The sequence below is a fragment of the Photobacterium atrarenae genome (assembly GCF_024380015.1).
Taxonomy (GTDB): domain Bacteria; phylum Pseudomonadota; class Gammaproteobacteria; order Enterobacterales; family Vibrionaceae; genus Photobacterium; species Photobacterium atrarenae.
This window is the reverse complement of sequence record NZ_CP101508.1, coordinates 1,353,778-1,370,024: the sequence shown is the minus strand read 5'-3', so window position 1 is coordinate 1,370,024 and position 16,247 is coordinate 1,353,778. Positions and strand designations below refer to the sequence as shown.

General features: G+C 52.9%; 12 protein-coding genes. 10 read left to right on the top strand and 2 right to left on the bottom strand.

Annotated elements, in window-relative coordinates; genetic code table 11:
• Positions 1 to 76: 76 nt before the first annotated feature.
• The 6 genes from NNL38_RS06450 (at position 77) to tusE (ending at position 8,016) form a co-directional block, all read left to right on the top strand.
• Positions 77 to 1,303 (top strand): L-lactate MFS transporter, encoded by a 1,227-nt coding sequence (locus NNL38_RS06450; RefSeq protein ID WP_255390186.1) that lies wholly within the window; start codon positions 77 to 79, stop codon positions 1,301 to 1,303.
• Between the two features lie 406 nt (positions 1,304 to 1,709).
• Positions 1,710 to 3,974 carry a cytochrome-c peroxidase gene (locus NNL38_RS24735; protein ID WP_304414192.1) on the top strand — a complete coding sequence of 755 codons (2,265 nt, stop codon included), beginning with the start codon at positions 1,710 to 1,712 and terminating at the stop codon, positions 3,972 to 3,974.
• Positions 3,975 to 4,199: 225 nt separating this feature from the next.
• Entirely contained in the window at positions 4,200 to 5,111 is a 912-nt protein-coding gene (locus tag NNL38_RS06435; RefSeq protein ID WP_255390185.1) for an adhesion domain-containing protein, read from the top strand.
• A 195-nt stretch (positions 5,112 to 5,306) separates the two neighbouring features.
• Complete coding sequence (locus NNL38_RS06430; RefSeq protein ID WP_255390184.1) at positions 5,307 to 6,518, top strand: amino acid ABC transporter substrate-binding protein; 1,212 nt, start codon at positions 5,307 to 5,309, stop codon at positions 6,516 to 6,518.
• Between the two features lie 332 nt (positions 6,519 to 6,850).
• The gene (locus tag NNL38_RS06425; RefSeq protein ID WP_255390183.1) at positions 6,851 to 7,516 is read left to right on the top strand and encodes a Bax inhibitor-1/YccA family protein; all 666 of its coding nucleotides are present in this window, start codon (positions 6,851 to 6,853) and stop codon (positions 7,514 to 7,516) included.
• Positions 7,517 to 7,686: 170 nt separating this feature from the next.
• Positions 7,687 to 8,016 carry a sulfurtransferase TusE gene (gene tusE / locus NNL38_RS06420; RefSeq protein WP_255390182.1) on the top strand — a complete coding sequence of 110 codons (330 nt, stop codon included), beginning with the start codon at positions 7,687 to 7,689 and terminating at the stop codon, positions 8,014 to 8,016.
• A 57-nt stretch (positions 8,017 to 8,073) separates the two neighbouring features.
• Here tusE and yccX read toward each other — a convergent pair whose 3' ends face one another.
• Positions 8,074 to 8,346, bottom strand: a complete 273-nt coding sequence (gene yccX, locus NNL38_RS06415; protein ID WP_255390181.1) for an acylphosphatase — start codon at positions 8,344 to 8,346, stop codon at positions 8,074 to 8,076.
• A gap of 92 nt (positions 8,347 to 8,438) precedes the next feature.
• On the opposite strand from yccX, the gene NNL38_RS06410 reads away from it, so the two are divergent.
• Positions 8,439 to 9,839 carry a methyl-accepting chemotaxis protein gene (locus NNL38_RS06410; protein ID WP_255390180.1) on the top strand — a complete coding sequence of 467 codons (1,401 nt, stop codon included), beginning with the start codon at positions 8,439 to 8,441 and terminating at the stop codon, positions 9,837 to 9,839.
• A gap of 153 nt (positions 9,840 to 9,992) precedes the next feature.
• Positions 9,993 to 11,183: a class I SAM-dependent methyltransferase gene (locus tag NNL38_RS06405; RefSeq protein ID WP_255390179.1), complete on the top strand. Its 1,191-nt coding sequence runs from the start codon at positions 9,993 to 9,995 to the stop codon at positions 11,181 to 11,183.
• A gap of 70 nt (positions 11,184 to 11,253) precedes the next feature.
• On the opposite strand, the gene NNL38_RS06400 is transcribed toward NNL38_RS06405, so the two are convergent.
• Positions 11,254 to 12,015 carry a sulfite exporter TauE/SafE family protein gene (locus NNL38_RS06400; protein WP_255390178.1) on the bottom strand — a complete coding sequence of 254 codons (762 nt, stop codon included), beginning with the start codon at positions 12,013 to 12,015 and terminating at the stop codon, positions 11,254 to 11,256.
• 132 nt (positions 12,016 to 12,147) lie between these two features.
• Here NNL38_RS06400 and NNL38_RS06395 point away from each other — a divergent pair, with 132 nt between their 5' ends.
• Together NNL38_RS06395 and NNL38_RS06390 are read left to right on the top strand one after the other, a co-directional pair.
• A complete protein-coding gene (locus NNL38_RS06395; protein WP_255390177.1) occupies positions 12,148 to 12,795 on the top strand; it encodes a YccT family protein in 648 nt (215 codons plus the stop codon).
• Between the two features lie 295 nt (positions 12,796 to 13,090).
• Positions 13,091 to 15,937, top strand: coding sequence for a chitinase C-terminal domain-containing protein (locus tag NNL38_RS06390; protein WP_500797077.1), 2,847 nt, complete (start codon positions 13,091 to 13,093; stop codon positions 15,935 to 15,937).
• Positions 15,938 to 16,247: the final 310 nt, after the last annotated feature.

Here is a 16,247-nt window from a genome sequence, read left to right as displayed (position 1 = left end):
AACTTTTGTTGATTATTTCTAAAATTTTATGCCTTTGGCGCAGCCGCTGGCTGCAACTGTCGTGGTGATAGAGAACATGAAAAAATTTGATAGAGCGATGCAAATCCTGCTTGCAGGCTTCTGCATTAACTTATGTATGGGCATCTTGTACGCGTGGAGCGTTTTCAAGCAAGCGCTGGTTGTAGATCTGGGTTGGTCGAACGCAGACGCATCCATGCCGTACACAGTGGCTGTCATTGCTTTCTCCCTATCACTTCTGATCGCTGGCGTACTGCAAGACCGCATGGGCCCGCGGCGGATCCTGATTCTGGGTACGACCATGGTCGGTATCGGAATGATCGTCTCAAGCTTTGCCACCTCGCCGTTAGTGCTGGTTTTGACCTTCGGCATCCTGACCGGTTGTGGTATTGGCTTCGGCTATGCTTGCCTGGCACCTTCGGCCATGAAATGGTTCCATCCGTCGAAAAAAGGCCTGGTCAACGGCCTGATCGCAGCGGGTTTTGGCCTGGCTGCCGTCTACCTGGCACCACTGACTTCTTCTTTGATCACCAGCTTCGGTATCAACACCAGCTTCCTGATCCTGGGTGTTGCTGTGTTGCTGATCGCGCTACCGCTGGCCTGCACCATCACCAACCCGCCAGCCGGCTACCAGCCGCAAGCCCCGGCCGGCAGCGAATCCAAAGCTGCTGCGAAGCCTGTCGATATCAACTGGCGGAGTATGCTGAAAACACCTCAGTTCTACTCTCTGTGGCTGATGTTTGCCCTGGCTTCTTCTGCCGGCCTGATGGTCATCGGTAACATCACCTCCATTGCAGCTGCACAAGCCAATATCACAGAAGCTGCGTACCTGGTGGTGATCCTGTCCATCTTCAACGCCGGAGGCCGTATTGCAGCGGGCATGTTGTCCGATAAAATTGGTGGCGTCAAAACCCTGATGCTGGCCTTTATCATGCAAGGCATCAACATGGCAATGTTTGCCAGCTTCCAGTCTGATTTCACGCTGATGATCGGTGCTGCCTTGGCAGGGATCGGCTACGGCACACTGCTTGCGGTCTTCCCGTCAATTACCGCAGACTATTACGGCCTGAAAAACTACGGCGCGAACTACGGCGTCCTGTACACGGCCTGGGGAATCAGTGGCTTCATCGGCCCGGTTGTAGCGGCAGTCGCGGTCGACACAACCGGTACCTACGCCCTGGCTTACACCATCTGCGCGGCCATGATGGCCGTTGCCGTCGTGCTGACCTTCATTACCAAACCGGTCGATGCCAAAGCGTTGGAAAAGAAGTTGGCGCGTGCCTAAACCAAAGAACTACTCCTTTAGAGTAATTCGCCCCATATTCAAAAGCCCGACTGATTTAGTCGGGCTTTTTTAATTTATCAAATTCGTACCAAGCAAGATAATTGATCGTCACTTTTTATTTATCATCTTATTTATAACACTGCATCTTATTGTTGTTATTTTGAGCAAATTAGTTACATACAAAAATCCGGCCTTATCATAATCCAATGTCTTTCCTCGATAATTTGTAAGTGTTATTTTTCACAGCATTGACAAACTTAATTATACTTTTATTTCTTCTTCCCTTGAAATTCCCAACTTTAATAAAGCCAGTTTGCATTTTTCCGATCATCATTAAATAGCAAAATGCGCACAACAAACTATACAAGCACTTTAAGCAACCCCTTGGGGAATTCAGGAGCAAACAATGAAAAATAAAAACATGCGAAAAAACGCCCGGCTAGGCGTATTTATCGCAGTAACAGGACTGCTTGCAGCATCCGTCCATCAGGCGGTCGCGGCATCACCTGAGAAACCTAGCCAATATCTGCCGGACAACTTGCCTGAAGTACCGGGCCTTGAGAACTATATCAAAGATAAAGACGCCGCCATCAAATTGGGGAAAGCATTTTTCTGGGATATGCAGGCCGGCAGCCAGGGGCAAAGTTGTGGGAGTTGCCACTTTGCCGCCGGTGCGGATAACCGGGCCAAGAACCAAATCAGCCCGAGTGTGTTGCATACCGACTCCGAGATGCGTGATCAATTTGGCTATGGGGATTATCAAACTTTACCTTCGGGGGGGAAACCGGGGCCAAACTATACCCTGGTGAAAGAAGACTTCCCGCTTTACCGGCTGACTGACGAAGCAGACAGGAACTCTGACGTTGAATATGAAACTGATGATGTCATTTCCTCTCAAGGGGTTTCACTGGCGCAGTTCGTTGATCTGACCGGCAGTAATTACCGCTCTGATTTTGAAGACGGCAAAGAAACTTGCGAAAACATCAAGGATATATTCCATGTCAACGGCTTAAATACCCGCCGGGTTGAGCCGCGAAATACACCAACCATGATTAATGCCGTCTATAACTATCGGAACTTCTGGGACGGCCGCGCCAATAATATCTTTAACGGCGTCGATCCATTTGGGCCTCATAATGCAGATGCTCATGTCCTGAGCTACGACATGAGAAGTGGCAAGATGACCCCTGAGAAAACCCATTTAATTAACTCCAGTCTCGCCTCTCAGGCCGTCGGACCTCCGGGCAGTGACTTCGAGATGACCTGCCGCGGCAAAGCGTTTAAAACCATGGCACGCAAACTGCTTCGCTTGCCGCCACTCGGGTTACAAAAAGTTCACCCGGATGACAGCTCACTCGGATCGCTTAGTGCGTATCCGGCCCCGGGCCTGCGAACGGACTACCGCACGCTGATCCGCCATGCCTTCCATGATAAATACTGGATGGCACCTTATCGTGATGAAGAGGGCTACACCCAGATAGAACAAAACTTCCCACTGTTCTGGGGCCTGGCCATTCAGATGTATGAAAGTACGCTGACCTCCATCGGACAAGCCCGTGGCGATCATGACGATCAATTAACCGAGCTGGAAAAACAAGGGAAAGAGATCTTCAACGGAAGACAAGGCCGCTGTGCCGGTTGTCACGCCGGTCCGGCATTTAGTGCTGCGACACTCGATCTGCTGGGACGAGGCGACCGTGAAATCGGCCAGATCTTTGTCGGACCGACTTTCGCACGCGCTTTCTCTGACGCCGGTTACTTTAATATCGGTGTGCGACCGACAGCCGAGGATATCGGTCTGGGTGGTGAATCACCGTTTGGTACGCCGCTCTCCTTCACGATGCAGGCACAAACCGGCAATGCACCTGATGGCAGCCTGATCAACGGTGACGTACCGGCAGATGCAAGAACTGCCGTAGAAGGCTCATTTAAAGTGCCGCTGCTGCATAATATTGAGCTAACCGGTCCTTATATGCACAACGGTAGTATGGCCACCCTGGAGGAAGTCGTCGACTTCTACAGCCGTGGGGGTAACCGTCGCCTGGTTGACCCGAACAACACGTTCGGCCCTGATACCACAGGCCATAACGGCTCACCATCGAACCTGGCATTCAACCTAGGGCCGCTCAACCTGGATAGTGATCAGAAAAAAGCCCTGGTTGCTTATCTGAAATCACTTACCGATGAGCGGGTCCGTTGGGAAGAAGCACCCTTTGACCACCCACAACTCTTTATCCCGGTTGGTCATGTCGGTGACGAGCACAGTGTGATCGATGACGGCACAGGTAAAGCACTGGTTCAATGGGAAGAAATTCCTGGGGTCGGTCGCCATGGTCGTAAAGCAGAAAATCTGCCGCCGGTGAAAGGCTTCCTGGTCGAAAACCCAGAAGAGCCGAAAGCCCACGATGATTATGTTGAGGTGAAATACCCAGGTGAGGCAATGATCAACGTGATGGATAACGATGAGAAAGGCTATGCGGATCTGGATTACTCATCAGTGAAAATCATCAGCCAGCCGGACCGCTTTGACGGCGTCCTGACCAACTATGGTGATGGCCGGATCTCCTACCGTCCGATGAGCAGAAAAAGCGTCAGCTTTACTTATCAGATCAAGGATAAAAACGGCTTGTACTCCAACGTCGCCAAAGTTGAAATTCAGGTGAAACGTTAAAAGCGAGGATCGCGGTAAGAAAAGCCCGGTGGTACCCACCACCGGGCTCTGTTGCTTCCTAATATCGTGCTCTACTACACTCAATACAAGTGATGGCATTGAGCAACATCCCAATTTCGGGGCAACCACACGCTCTTGAGATTCTTTTATTTAATTTTTCATACATTTGTGCGATTTTATGGTCATATTGACGAGTAAATACCCTCTATTTGAGTTATCTGTCACATGATCAACCTACATCTGCGTTTCTTGGTCTTCTCAGCCCTGTTAACTAGCGCCTTCTTTTCGGGACCGAACTACGCAACAACAGACATTGAAGCAACTCACTGTCAGGTTGAAAAAACAGAACGGGGCTGGCAATTCCTCAATGCCGGCTGCGATATCGGCACCGGCCTCTGGGGGAAAACCGGCCATTCAGGCCGGAGCTTTTGGTTACAATGTCACTACGGAAAATATCTGCCGAACCGAGACATCACTTCCACCCTCCAGGCGCAATACCCTAAGCATCTCTACCTTATCCCGGATCAAGGTAACCTTCGCTGTCTGATTGGGCCATTCCCAACCTGGTCACAAGCCGTGACGGCAAAGAAAAACCTCGCTGCACGCAAGCTGACCGATACGTTTATCCGCCAGACCCTAGCGCCGATCACCGTGGCGCAATCTGCCGCACTCCCGACGCCAAAAAGTCGTCCGGGCGCGCAACGGTCCCGGCCGGTAGAAACACCCCGGGAGACGCTGATTGAAAACCGGGTTGTCATGAATTCAGCGATTTACGCTTTTACGTTTGAGCGGCTCAATTATCACCAGCCAATGAATATCAGTTCAGTAGAAGAAATGCCGCCAATGATGAACGACGAGTACGGTCACTTCTGGTCTAAAGTGAACTACCAGACAGCCGAAAGCTGGTGCCGACGCTATGGCCTGCGCCTACCGACTCTGGAAGAGCTCACGGCCCTGCATACCTATGGCCAGCACCACCTGTTGCGCCTGCAATGGCCCATCAAGGCCAACTACTGGAGCAGTACCCTGAGTTTCTATTCCGGCGAAGTCAAAACTCTCAACTTGCGCAGTGGCCGAGGTGATGAGTACCGCCCGCTGGCGCTGCTCTATACCACCTGCGTCGGATCCGCCGATTAAAGTAACAGCCCCTTTCCCGTCGCTCCAAACTGGTGAATCAATCTTGAGCCAAGAATCTGAATGAGCACTAGAAGAATCACTATCTATTCCTATACTGAATATTGATACAAATAACATAGGTTTATTACATCCGTATTCTCAGCAGCAACAAACCCTTGTTGAACGCCCTCTTTATTGGATCGACGGGATAAGACTATGAAGCAACTAATAAGGTACTCTCTGGCCATATCAACCTTCGCAATAACCCTCTCTGGCTGTGACAACGGCAATACTCAGGACAAGGAGCTGATCAAATCGCTGGAAGCAAAAATACAGACCCTCGAACAACAACTGGCAGAATCCGAATCATCCCCGCCGACTCTATCGAGCAATGGCTCCGCCGATACCCAAGCCCTGGAAGAGAAAATAGCCAGCTTAGAGAAACAGCTGGCCGACTCGTCCGGTAGCGGGAACGGGGCCTCAACACTGGAAAGTGTGAAAAAGCTCGGTTATCTCAAGTGCGGTGTCAGCACCGGTTTAACAGGCTTTTCCGCCCCAAATGACAAAGGTGAGTGGGAAGGTCTGGATGTTGAGTTTTGCCAGGCAGTCGCCGCTGCTGCTTTAGGCGACAAAACCAAAGTGAAATACATTCCACTCACCACCAAAGAGCGTTTTTCAGCACTGCAAAACGGTGAAGTGGATCTGCTGGTCCGCAATACCACCTGGACCCTGCACCGCGACACCGCTCTGGGCGTTACCTTTGCCGGCGTCAACTACTACGATGGCCAGGGCTTTATGGTGAATAAAAGCCTTGGTGTGACCAACGCCATGGAACTCGACGGCAAATCCGTCTGTGTCCAATCCGGCACAACCACCGAGCTCAACCTTGCAGATTACTTCAAATTCCGGGAAATGAAATATACCCCGGTCATATTCGATACCGAGGAAGAAACCATCAACGGCTTCAAAACCGCGAAGTGCGAAGTCATGACCACAGATCAGTCAGCCCTGTATGCCCACCGCCTCGGCATGGATGATCCAGACTCGGTGGTGGTGTTGCCAGAGCTCATCTCGAAAGAGCCGCTCGGCCCGGCCGTCCGCCATGGCGATCAGCAATGGTTTGATATCGTCAAGTGGACTCTGTTCACCATGCTACATGCTGAGGATTTAGGAGTGTCATCCGTCAGCGTCGATGATATGAAAAACTCCAACGATCCGGATATCCGCCGCTTAATCGGCCTTGACGGACCAAAAGGAAAAGGACTCGGTCTGGCCGATGACTGGAGCTTCCAGGTGATCAAGCAGGTCGGAAATTATAGCGAAAGCTTTGAACGTACCATAGGCATGAGCTCTGAGCTGAAAGTCCGTCGTGGCTATAACGCGCTGTGGCGGGATGGTGGGATCCAATACGCGCCCCCCATCCGTTAAACCCGCTACGCTTGCCTTCACGCCCCGGACGTCCCACGGATGCCCGGGGCGTTTCTCGCCTCACGGCATAGCACTTATACAAGTACTCTCCTGCCCAACCGTTAACCAGGAAGACAATTTTCTGACACACGACACCAGTGTCTGAAACATAAATTTACAACTTTGACAGCAAAGCTGATGAAATGTTAAGTATTATCGGTATTAGCATTTTACCAAGCACATATATTGGGTTGTTATTCGCTATTTATACTTTGCTGACTTGCATTTATAAGTGAATACCCCAATATATGTCTTAACAGCTGAAACTATCACGAACCCTGAGGGGACTATTTATGAACGATCGTATTGTCAATCGTAGCTCTGCATACGAAAGCGTACTGTCAACCAACAAAGTATTACGCAATACATACTTCCTGCTCTCGCTAACGCTGGTCTGGTCCGCTGTAATTGCCGGCGTTGCGATGGCCATGAACCTGCCGCATCCGGGCCTGATCCTGACGCTGGTTGGCTTCTACGGCCTGATGTTCCTGACTGAGAAAAACCGTGACAGCAGCCTGGGTCTGGTGTTCACCTTTGCCCTGACCGGCTTTATGGGTTACACCCTTGGCCCGATCCTGAACATGTACATCGGCGCAGGTATGGGCCATGCCATTGTTCCGGCACTGGGCGGCACAGCCCTGACCTTCATGGCGTGCTCGGCTTACGCACTGACCACCAAGCGTGATCTATCTTTCCTGGGTGGAATGCTGATGGCGGGCTTCGTTGCGATTCTGGTTGCGATGATTGCCAATATCTTCCTGCAAATGCCAATGCTGTCACTGGCAATTAGCGGCATGTTTGTCCTGTTCTCATCTGCCGCAATTCTGCTGACAACACAGAGCATAGTTCGTGGCGGTGAAACCAACTACATTTCCGCCACTGTGACGCTGTATGTCTCCATCTACAACCTGTTCCTGAGCCTGCTACAAATCCTGGGCATCATGGGCAGCGATGACTAATCACTAAGCTGACGAATCATCGAGAGGGTTGCAGCCCTTTCCTCAAAGCGCCTTTCGAGGCGCTTTTTATTATCTGAAAATCCACTTCCCGACACGCCGGATACACTTTTACTTGCAGCCAGCCAGCTGAATCACTATCCTTGCCCCCGTTCAACCGATCGAGGCTTATCATGCTTGAATTTGAAGGCAAACATATCGAAACCGATGCCCAGGGTTACCTGAAAAACGTCGATGACTGGTCCGAGTCACTGGTCCCGGTACTGGCTGAAAAAGAAGGGATCACGCTAAGCGAAGCGCACTGGGAAGTGGTGCATTTTGTTCGTGATTTCTACCTGGAGTTTAATACCTCACCAGCGATCCGAATGCTGGTCAAAGCCATGGCCAAAAAGTACGGTGAAGAAAAAGGCAACTCCCGCTACCTGTACAAGCTGTTCCCAAAAGGTCCTGCAAAGCAAGCGACCAAATTGGCCGGCCTGCCAAAACCGGTGAAATGCATTTAACCGGCAGCTCCTCACCGATCCATCTATTCCTAGGCCCGAGGCACAACTCTCGGGCTGTTACATAATTTCAAATCCATCGACGTGGCGCCAGGTCACTTCCTCTGCTTCCACTGTATCGACCCGGGAGGTTTTCGGACCATCCTGTAACCATTGCAGCAACTGCTCCACCTTGGCTTCCTCACCGCAAGCCAGCACCTCGACACTGCCATCAGGCAGGTTTTTCGCATAGCCGGTTAAACCGAACTTCAGCCCCTCATGTGCGGTATGAAACCGGAAACCGACGCCCTGAACCATGCCCCGAATCATAGCCTTTACACAAATTTGTGACATATATCACCTCAAGTTTTCACAATAAGAACAGATAATAAAGAGTAATTTATCAGTAAAGCCGCATCACCCGCGCACAGAACAGGATGCCTCAAATGAAAGAAGTTGCCTTTCGATGGATCGATAAGTATCTCATTCATATTACAATTCAGGAAAAGTTTTATCTGCTCTTTATGCTGCCCCTTCTCGCAGTATTGAGTATTAGTGCCATTTTAGTTGATGCTGCCGACGAGCAACGCCTTGAAGTTACAAATAATCAACTTTCAGCCACGGCCAACCTGCTGGCGGAATACCAGGTTGGTCAAGCCGATGCAGCGCGAATTCTTGCCCGGCACGGCTTTGAAATCGGCGGTGGTGAACTGTCGGCAGTGGTGCCGGGAATGAGCTACAGCATTGCTGCCACAGAAAGTACGAGTATTTTAGGGTTCCTGTCGACACCAGAGCTTATCACCGCCGTTGTCATTCTCGTGCTGATGCTGGCTGCGGTGTACTACATCATGTCCTTCATTGGCGGCGCGATGTTCACCACCCACAAGGCACTCCAGGCCTTGGCTGACGGCGACCTGACCAACCGTTTAAACTTCTTCAAAGTCCGCGATGAATTCAGCCTGCTCGCCATTACCATTGATAAAGTCAGCGAACGCGAACAACAACTGGTCAAGGCAACCCAGGAAGCAATTGCGATGATGCAGCAGATCAGCAGCAGCCTGCGCCAGCGCAGCCATCAGAGTGAATCCTTGTCCTCGGAGCAACAACAACACCTGGACTCTCTGGCCAGCGCGACTGAAGAAATGGCAACATCTATCCGCGAAGTTGCCACACACGCCCATGAAACGTCGGAGCAAACCCGTGAAGCACAGCAGGTTTCAGAGCAAGGGCGCACCCAAGTCGATCAAACCCGCTCTGCGATTTCGGTCCTGAGCGCAGAAATTGCCCAGGCTGCGGATGCCGTGGCTGAGCTCGACAGCAATGCCGCCAAGATTGATGATGTGGTCACCACCATCAACGCCATTTCCGAGCAAACCAACCTGCTGGCACTAAATGCTGCGATTGAAGCTGCCCGCGCCGGCGAGCAGGGCCGTGGCTTTGCCGTCGTTGCCGACGAAGTTCGCACCCTGGCCGGACGAACCCAAACGGCGACCGTAGAGATCCAGCAAATGATTGAATCGCTGCAACAGAACAGCCAGCAATTGATGAGCGTAATGAAAAGCACGGTCGATAATGCCGGCAGCAGCGAGCAACTGATGGATGGTGTGGACAACAATATCAACCAGATCACTGATCGAAATCAGCACATCTCGGATCGCAGTACCGAAATTGCGGCAGCCGCCGAGCAACAGGGCGCAGTGGCGGACAGCATTGCCAACAGCGTCGAGCAGGTCCGCTCCCAGTCGAATCAGATTTGCCAGGCCATTACGCAATCGGCCAGTGAGATTGAGCGTCTGAATCAACAGGCGGAAGTCCTCGAGTCTTTGATGAACGGCCTCAAAGCCTAGCCTAAGCTGGCTTCACTTCATTTCGGGGCGTATCCGCAGATACGCCCTGCCTCTCTCCCGTTTTCGCCGGCTTCTGCCCCCAGATAAATTTGCTTTTCCGCTGGCCTGACAACATAATACGCGACCATTCTGAATTCCATATTTGGGCATGTCATGACAGCTTCAATCTATCTGGTCAAAGGCCGGGAAAAATCACTTCGCCGCCGTCATCCTTGGGTTTTCTCACGCGGCATTCAACGGTTCGAGGGGAAACCTTCGCTGGGCGAGACCGTCGAGATTTATGACCATAAAGGAGAATGGCTGGCACGAGGTGCCTACTCACCACAATCTCAGATCCGCGTCCGCGTGTGGACGTTTGATCAAAACGAGCACATCGACGTCGATTTCTTTATCAACCGACTCAACGCAGCGCAGGGCCTGCGGGATATCCTGGCTGCGCGCGACGGCCTGACCGGTTATCGCCTGATCGCGGCCGAGTCTGACGGCCTGCCGGGGATCACTATCGATCGCTACCAGAACTTCCTGGTTTGCCAGTTACTCAGCGCCGGGGCCGAAGCGCAAAAAGACGCATTAGTCGCAGCCCTGAACCACTGCTACCCTGAGTGCAGTGTGTACGAGCGCTCAGACGTTTCGGTTCGCAAGAAAGAAGGCCTGAAACAACGGACCGGTGTTCTGTCCGGCGAAACGCCACCAAAGTTTGTCACCATTGAAGAAAATGGGGTCAAAATCAACGTCGACATCGTCGGCGGCCATAAAACCGGCTTTTACCTCGACCAGCGGGACAGCCGTCAGGGCGCGGTCAAATATGTCAATGGCAAGCGCGTTCTGAACTGCTTCTGCTATACCGGTGGCTTTGGCTTGTATGCCCTCAAAGGCGGCGCCAGCCAGGTGGTGAATGTCGATGTGTCGCAACCGGCACTGGATACCGCCCGGCACAATGCTGAAGTGAACGGCCTGCCGCTGGAGAATGCCGAGTTCCTCAACGCTGATGTATTCAAGCTGCTGCGTGAGTATCGCGATCGCGGAGAGCTGTTTGATGTGGTGATTATGGATCCGCCGAAATTTGCCGAGTCCAAATCACAACTGACCGGCGCCTGCCGCGGCTACAAAGACATCAACATGCTTGCAATGCAGATCCTGAAGCCAGGCGGTACCCTGCTGACCTATTCCTGCTCAGGCCTGATGGACAACCCATTGTTCCAGAAAATCATTGCCGACGCCGCGCTGGATGCCCAGCGTGAAGTGCAGTTTATCGAACGCTTCAGCCAGGCGGCCGATCACCCGCTCGATAGTGCGTATCCGGAAGGGTTTTACCTGAAAGGCTTCGCCTGTTACGTCAAGTAACCGCCTTTTATCCGGCCGCCCCAGTTCGGCCGGATAAACCTTGCCAGGCAAATCTCCTCAGCCACGCAACCTAGTCAGTGGCCATGGCAGCAACACAACCGCACAGCGTCATGATAAACAAAAACCATTTCAGGGTTTCCGGCTTGGCCTTTATCGCCATTTTCACTGCCAGATGCGCACCAAACATGGTGCCGAATGCCAGGATCAGCCCCGGTCCCCACAGCACCAAATCTTCAGCGATAAATAAGATCAGCGCGACCAGGGTAAATACCACGGTACAGAGCATTTTCAGCGCGTTGGCACGCACCAAATCGTACCGCAATGTCCCGGCCAGTGCGGCCAGTAACACGAAACCGACCCCGGCCTGAACAAACCCACCGTAAAAACCAGCCAGCCCCAGTCCCAACCAGGAACTTGGGGTTTGCCGCACTTTGCGCGATGGGGTGCCGGGCTCAGGCGCGATAATGGCCGGGCGCAGCAAAATCACCAGCGCCATGGTCAGCATGGTACCCAGCAGCAGGGGTTTGATCCAGGTTGCCGGGGCATAAGCCGCACCCGCAGCGCCGAGCAACCCGCCAATCACCGAAGGGATCAGGATCGGCACCGTATCATCCGTTTCCAGCTTGCCGTGATGGCGAAAGCCTGAAACGGCCGTCATCCCCTGGATCAACACTCCAACCCGATTTGTTGCATTGGCCACTTCCGCCGGCATCCCCATCACCATTAACGCCGGTAGCGTCAGGTTTGAACCGCCCCCGGCCAGTGTATTAATGATCCCGGCCAGAAAACCAGTTCCCAGCAGCAACAGGATCTGAAGCAGCGAAATATCCATATAAAATCAAACTCCCGATTTAACATCTTCATAGTTATACATTATTCTCTGTCGCACCGACTAGCGTATTCAGGTTATATTCAGCGCTTTAGCGCGACACTGCCGGAATATCCGAATTATCAAGGAACAGACATGAAACTTCATACTGCCGTACTTACGCTTGCTGCCTGCGGGCTCAGTGCCTCTGCTCTCGCCGACGTCAAAGTCGAACTGCCCTACAGCAGTGAGCTGGTCCTGGTCAATGGCAAGGAAGCAACAGGCAATGATGCGTTAATCCTGGCCAACGGTGAACACCAGATTGCCCTGCGTTATCAGGATAACTATCGTGAGAACGGCGATTATAAGTTGTATAAATCCGAAGTCATTATCGTGAAATTTGCCGGCCAGGACACCACCTACCGGCTAGAACTGCCGAAGCTGCACACTGCGCGGGATGTGCGTCGCTATGACAAGGCCCCGACAGTCAACATAACGGATCCTCAGGGTAAGGCCATCGAATTTACCCAGGACAAACTGGTGAAGCATGGGCTGCAGTTTGGCCGCGATTACGAAAAAGAAATCGAGGCCTATAACCTCACCAATGCCCCGGCCGCGCTGCCGGCACTCGCTGCGACACCGGCACCGCAGCTTGCCGCCGCTCCGGCCACAAGCAAAGCAGCAGTGCCGGCCCAGGGGCAGAATGTGGCGGAAAACATGCTGTTGTACTGGTACGAGCAGGCTGATGAAGCAACCCGCGAGCGCTTTAAAGCCCGGATTAATCAACCAACGACGGCTCAGTGACCCTTACTCTCGCCGGCGCTTGCAAAGCGCCGGCGAGCGTCGCATTTCCCGTATTCAGTCCTCACCCTCAGCATCACAGCTCATCGAAACCCAATCTAATTTGATTTCCTGGGCAAATTAAGCGCAAAAAAGTCACCTGACATCACCTATTTTTGCGAGTCATCGTGTAAATCAATCCGGCAATCTGCTTCATTTTTGGCAAGTTTCCTATAGTTCCTTCACGGCAAACATAAAGTAATAACATGCCGTAATCGATAGGTTAACCAATAATACGCAACGACTTAAGGATGAAACAATGACTCACTCAATGCATGGAGCCGTGCTGAAGGCCAGCTTCAGACTCAGTGCGCTGACCATTTCGTGCCTGCTGGCATTCAATGCCCAGGCCGCGATGGACTGCACCTCGATCGAAGCCTGGAACAGCAGTACAGCCTACTCCGGCGGCGCTCAGGTTCAGGAAAGCAACAAAGTCTTTGAGGCCAAATGGTGGACCCAGGGTAACAACCCGACAACCCACTCCGGACCAAGCCAGGAATGGCACTTTATTGATGATTGTGCCACCACCGGCAACACGCCGCCGACCGTCGATGTGGCACTTTCAGCGGCAACGGTTGAACCTGGTGCTGTCGTCACCTTCACCGCCCAGGCAGCTGACAGTGATGGCACCGTCGAGAAAGTTGATTTCCTGGTGGGCGGCAACCTGGTTGGCACCGTCGCCTCTGCACCTTATACCTTCAGCTACACCGCCAACCAACCGGGTACATTCGCGGTTGTTGCCCGTGCCACCGATAGCCAGGGGGCCACAACCGACTCTGCTGCCGCGCAGCTGACAATTACCGGCACGGTGGCCAACACCTGTCGCCCTGACGGGCTGTACCAGACTGAAGGGGTGAATGTGCCTTACTGTACCATCTACGACAGTGAAGGCCGGGAAATCATGGGCGCCGATCATCCGCGCCGGGTGATTGGGTACTTTACCAGCTGGCGTGCCGGCAATGACCCACAAACTTCCTACCTGGTCAACGACATCCCCTGGGAGCAGTTGACTCATATAAACTATGCTTTTGTCAGCATCGGCTCAGATGGCAAGGTCAATATTGGCGATGTGAACGACCCGTCCAACCCGGCAGTCGGCCTGGAATGGGACGGGGTCGACATTGATCCGGCGCTCGGCTTCAAAGGGCATTTTGGTGCGCTGGCCACTGCCAAAGTGAAGCATGACGTCAAAACCCTGATCTCCATCGGGGGCTGGGCTGAAACCGGCGGCCACTTTGGTGCCGATGGTCAGCGGATTGCCGATGGCGGCTTCTATACCATGACCACCAATGCCGACGGCAGTATCAACCATGCCGGGATCGAAACCTTTGCCGACTCCGCTGTGGCCATGATGCGTCAGTACAAATTTGATGGCCTGGATATCGACTATGAATATCCAACCAGTATGTCAGGTGCGGGGAATCCCGATGACAAAGCATTCGCAGAGCCGCGTCGCCCGCATCTGATGAAGTCCTATCATGAGCTGATGCGCGTGCTACGTGAAAAGCTCGACCGTGCCAGTGCCGAAGACGGCATTCACTATATGCTCACCATCGCCGCGCCATCTTCCGGCTACCTGCTGCGAGGCATGGAAACCATGGCGGTCACCCAATACCTGGACTACGTCAACATCATGTCCTATGACCTCCATGGCGCCTGGAATGAACATGTCGGCCACAATGCCGCTCTTTTCGATACCGGTAAAGATTCAGAGCTGGCGATGTGGAACGTTTACGACACCGCCGCCTACGGTGGGATCGGTTATCTCAACACCGACTGGGCCTACCACTATTTCCGCGGTTCCATGCCCGCAGGGCGGATCAACATTGGCGTCCCTTACTATACGCGTGGCTGGCAAGGGGTGACGGGTGGCGAAAACGGCCTCTGGGGACGGGCAGCACTGCCGGATCAAACCCAATGCGCACCGGGCACCGGTGAAGGCGAAAAAAATAACTGCGGCAATGGTGCCACGGGACTGGATAACCTCTGGCATGACAAAAATGCCGCCGGTGATGAGATGGGCGCGGGCTCTAACCCAATGTGGCACGCGCTGAACCTGGCCCAGGGGGTTTATGGCTCCTACACCGCGGCCTACGGCCTGGACCCGACTACTCACCCGCTGGTCGGCACCTATACACGCCACTATGACAGTGTCGCCGTCGCCCCTTGGCTGTGGAACCCGGAGAAGAAAGTCTTCCTCTCGACTGAAGATGAGCAGTCGATCCATGTCAAAGCTGACTATGTCATCGACAAAGGGATCGGTGGAATCATGTTCTGGGAGCTGGCAGGAGACTACAACTGCTACACCCTGGAAGCCAATGGCAGCCGGGGCGCGGTCGACCCAACCGAGAATGCCTGTAAGACTGGCAATGGTGAATACCATATGGGGAGCACCATGACGAACGCCATCTATCACAAGTTCAAATCTGCGACGCCTTATGGCAACCGGATCGCGACCGGCGCGCTCCCGACCGAAGCACTGGATATCACAGTCTCTATCGATGGCTTTAAAGTCGGCGATCAGAACTATCCGATCAATCCGAAAATCACTTTCACCAACAACACCGGTCAAGAGCTGCCGGGCGGTACGGAATTCCAGTTCGATATTCCGGTCTCTGCGCCTGACAATGCCAAAGATCAGTCCGGTGGCGGGCTCAAGGTGATAGCTTCCGGCCACACACGTGCCAACAACATTGGCGGACTGGACGGACCGATGCACCGAGTTGCCTTTACCCTGCCAAGCTGGAAGAGCCTGCCTGCAGGCGGCACCTACGAGCTGGACATGGTCTACTACCTGCCCATTTCCGGACCGGCGAATTATAGTATCAATATCAACGGCAAGGACTACGCCTTCAAGTTCGAGCAACCGGATCTGCCGCTGGGTGATATCAGCGCCGGTAACGGCGATGGCGGTAACCCGGGTGAATGTGTCGCAACCGGTATCAATACATACCCAGACTGGCCGCAAACCGACTGGGCAGGCAACCCGAGCCATGCCAACCAGGGCGATCAGATCATTTATAACGGCGTGATCTATGAAGCCATCTGGTGGTCGAACTCAGCACCGGGCAGTGACAACACCTGGAAGGAAGTCTGCACCTTATAAGGGGCGGTGACTCATCCTCTCAAGCGCGGGAAACATCCCGCGCTTTCTTCGCCCCATTGCACAATAAATAACCAACCCAGTCAAAACGTCAAATTACCAACACACCAAAACCAATAAACCATCGGATTTTTGACGGTTTTACCGCAAGATAAAATGCGATATTGCGCTCAAAAAATGCACAAACAGTTCAACCACCAAGAATTCAAGATTAATCAACTCGTCGTCATTATTTGCGCTTCATAATCATTTAATTACAAAAGTATCATTAATGCCTGATTGATTTTTTTACCGATCTTGCTTGATCCGGCCC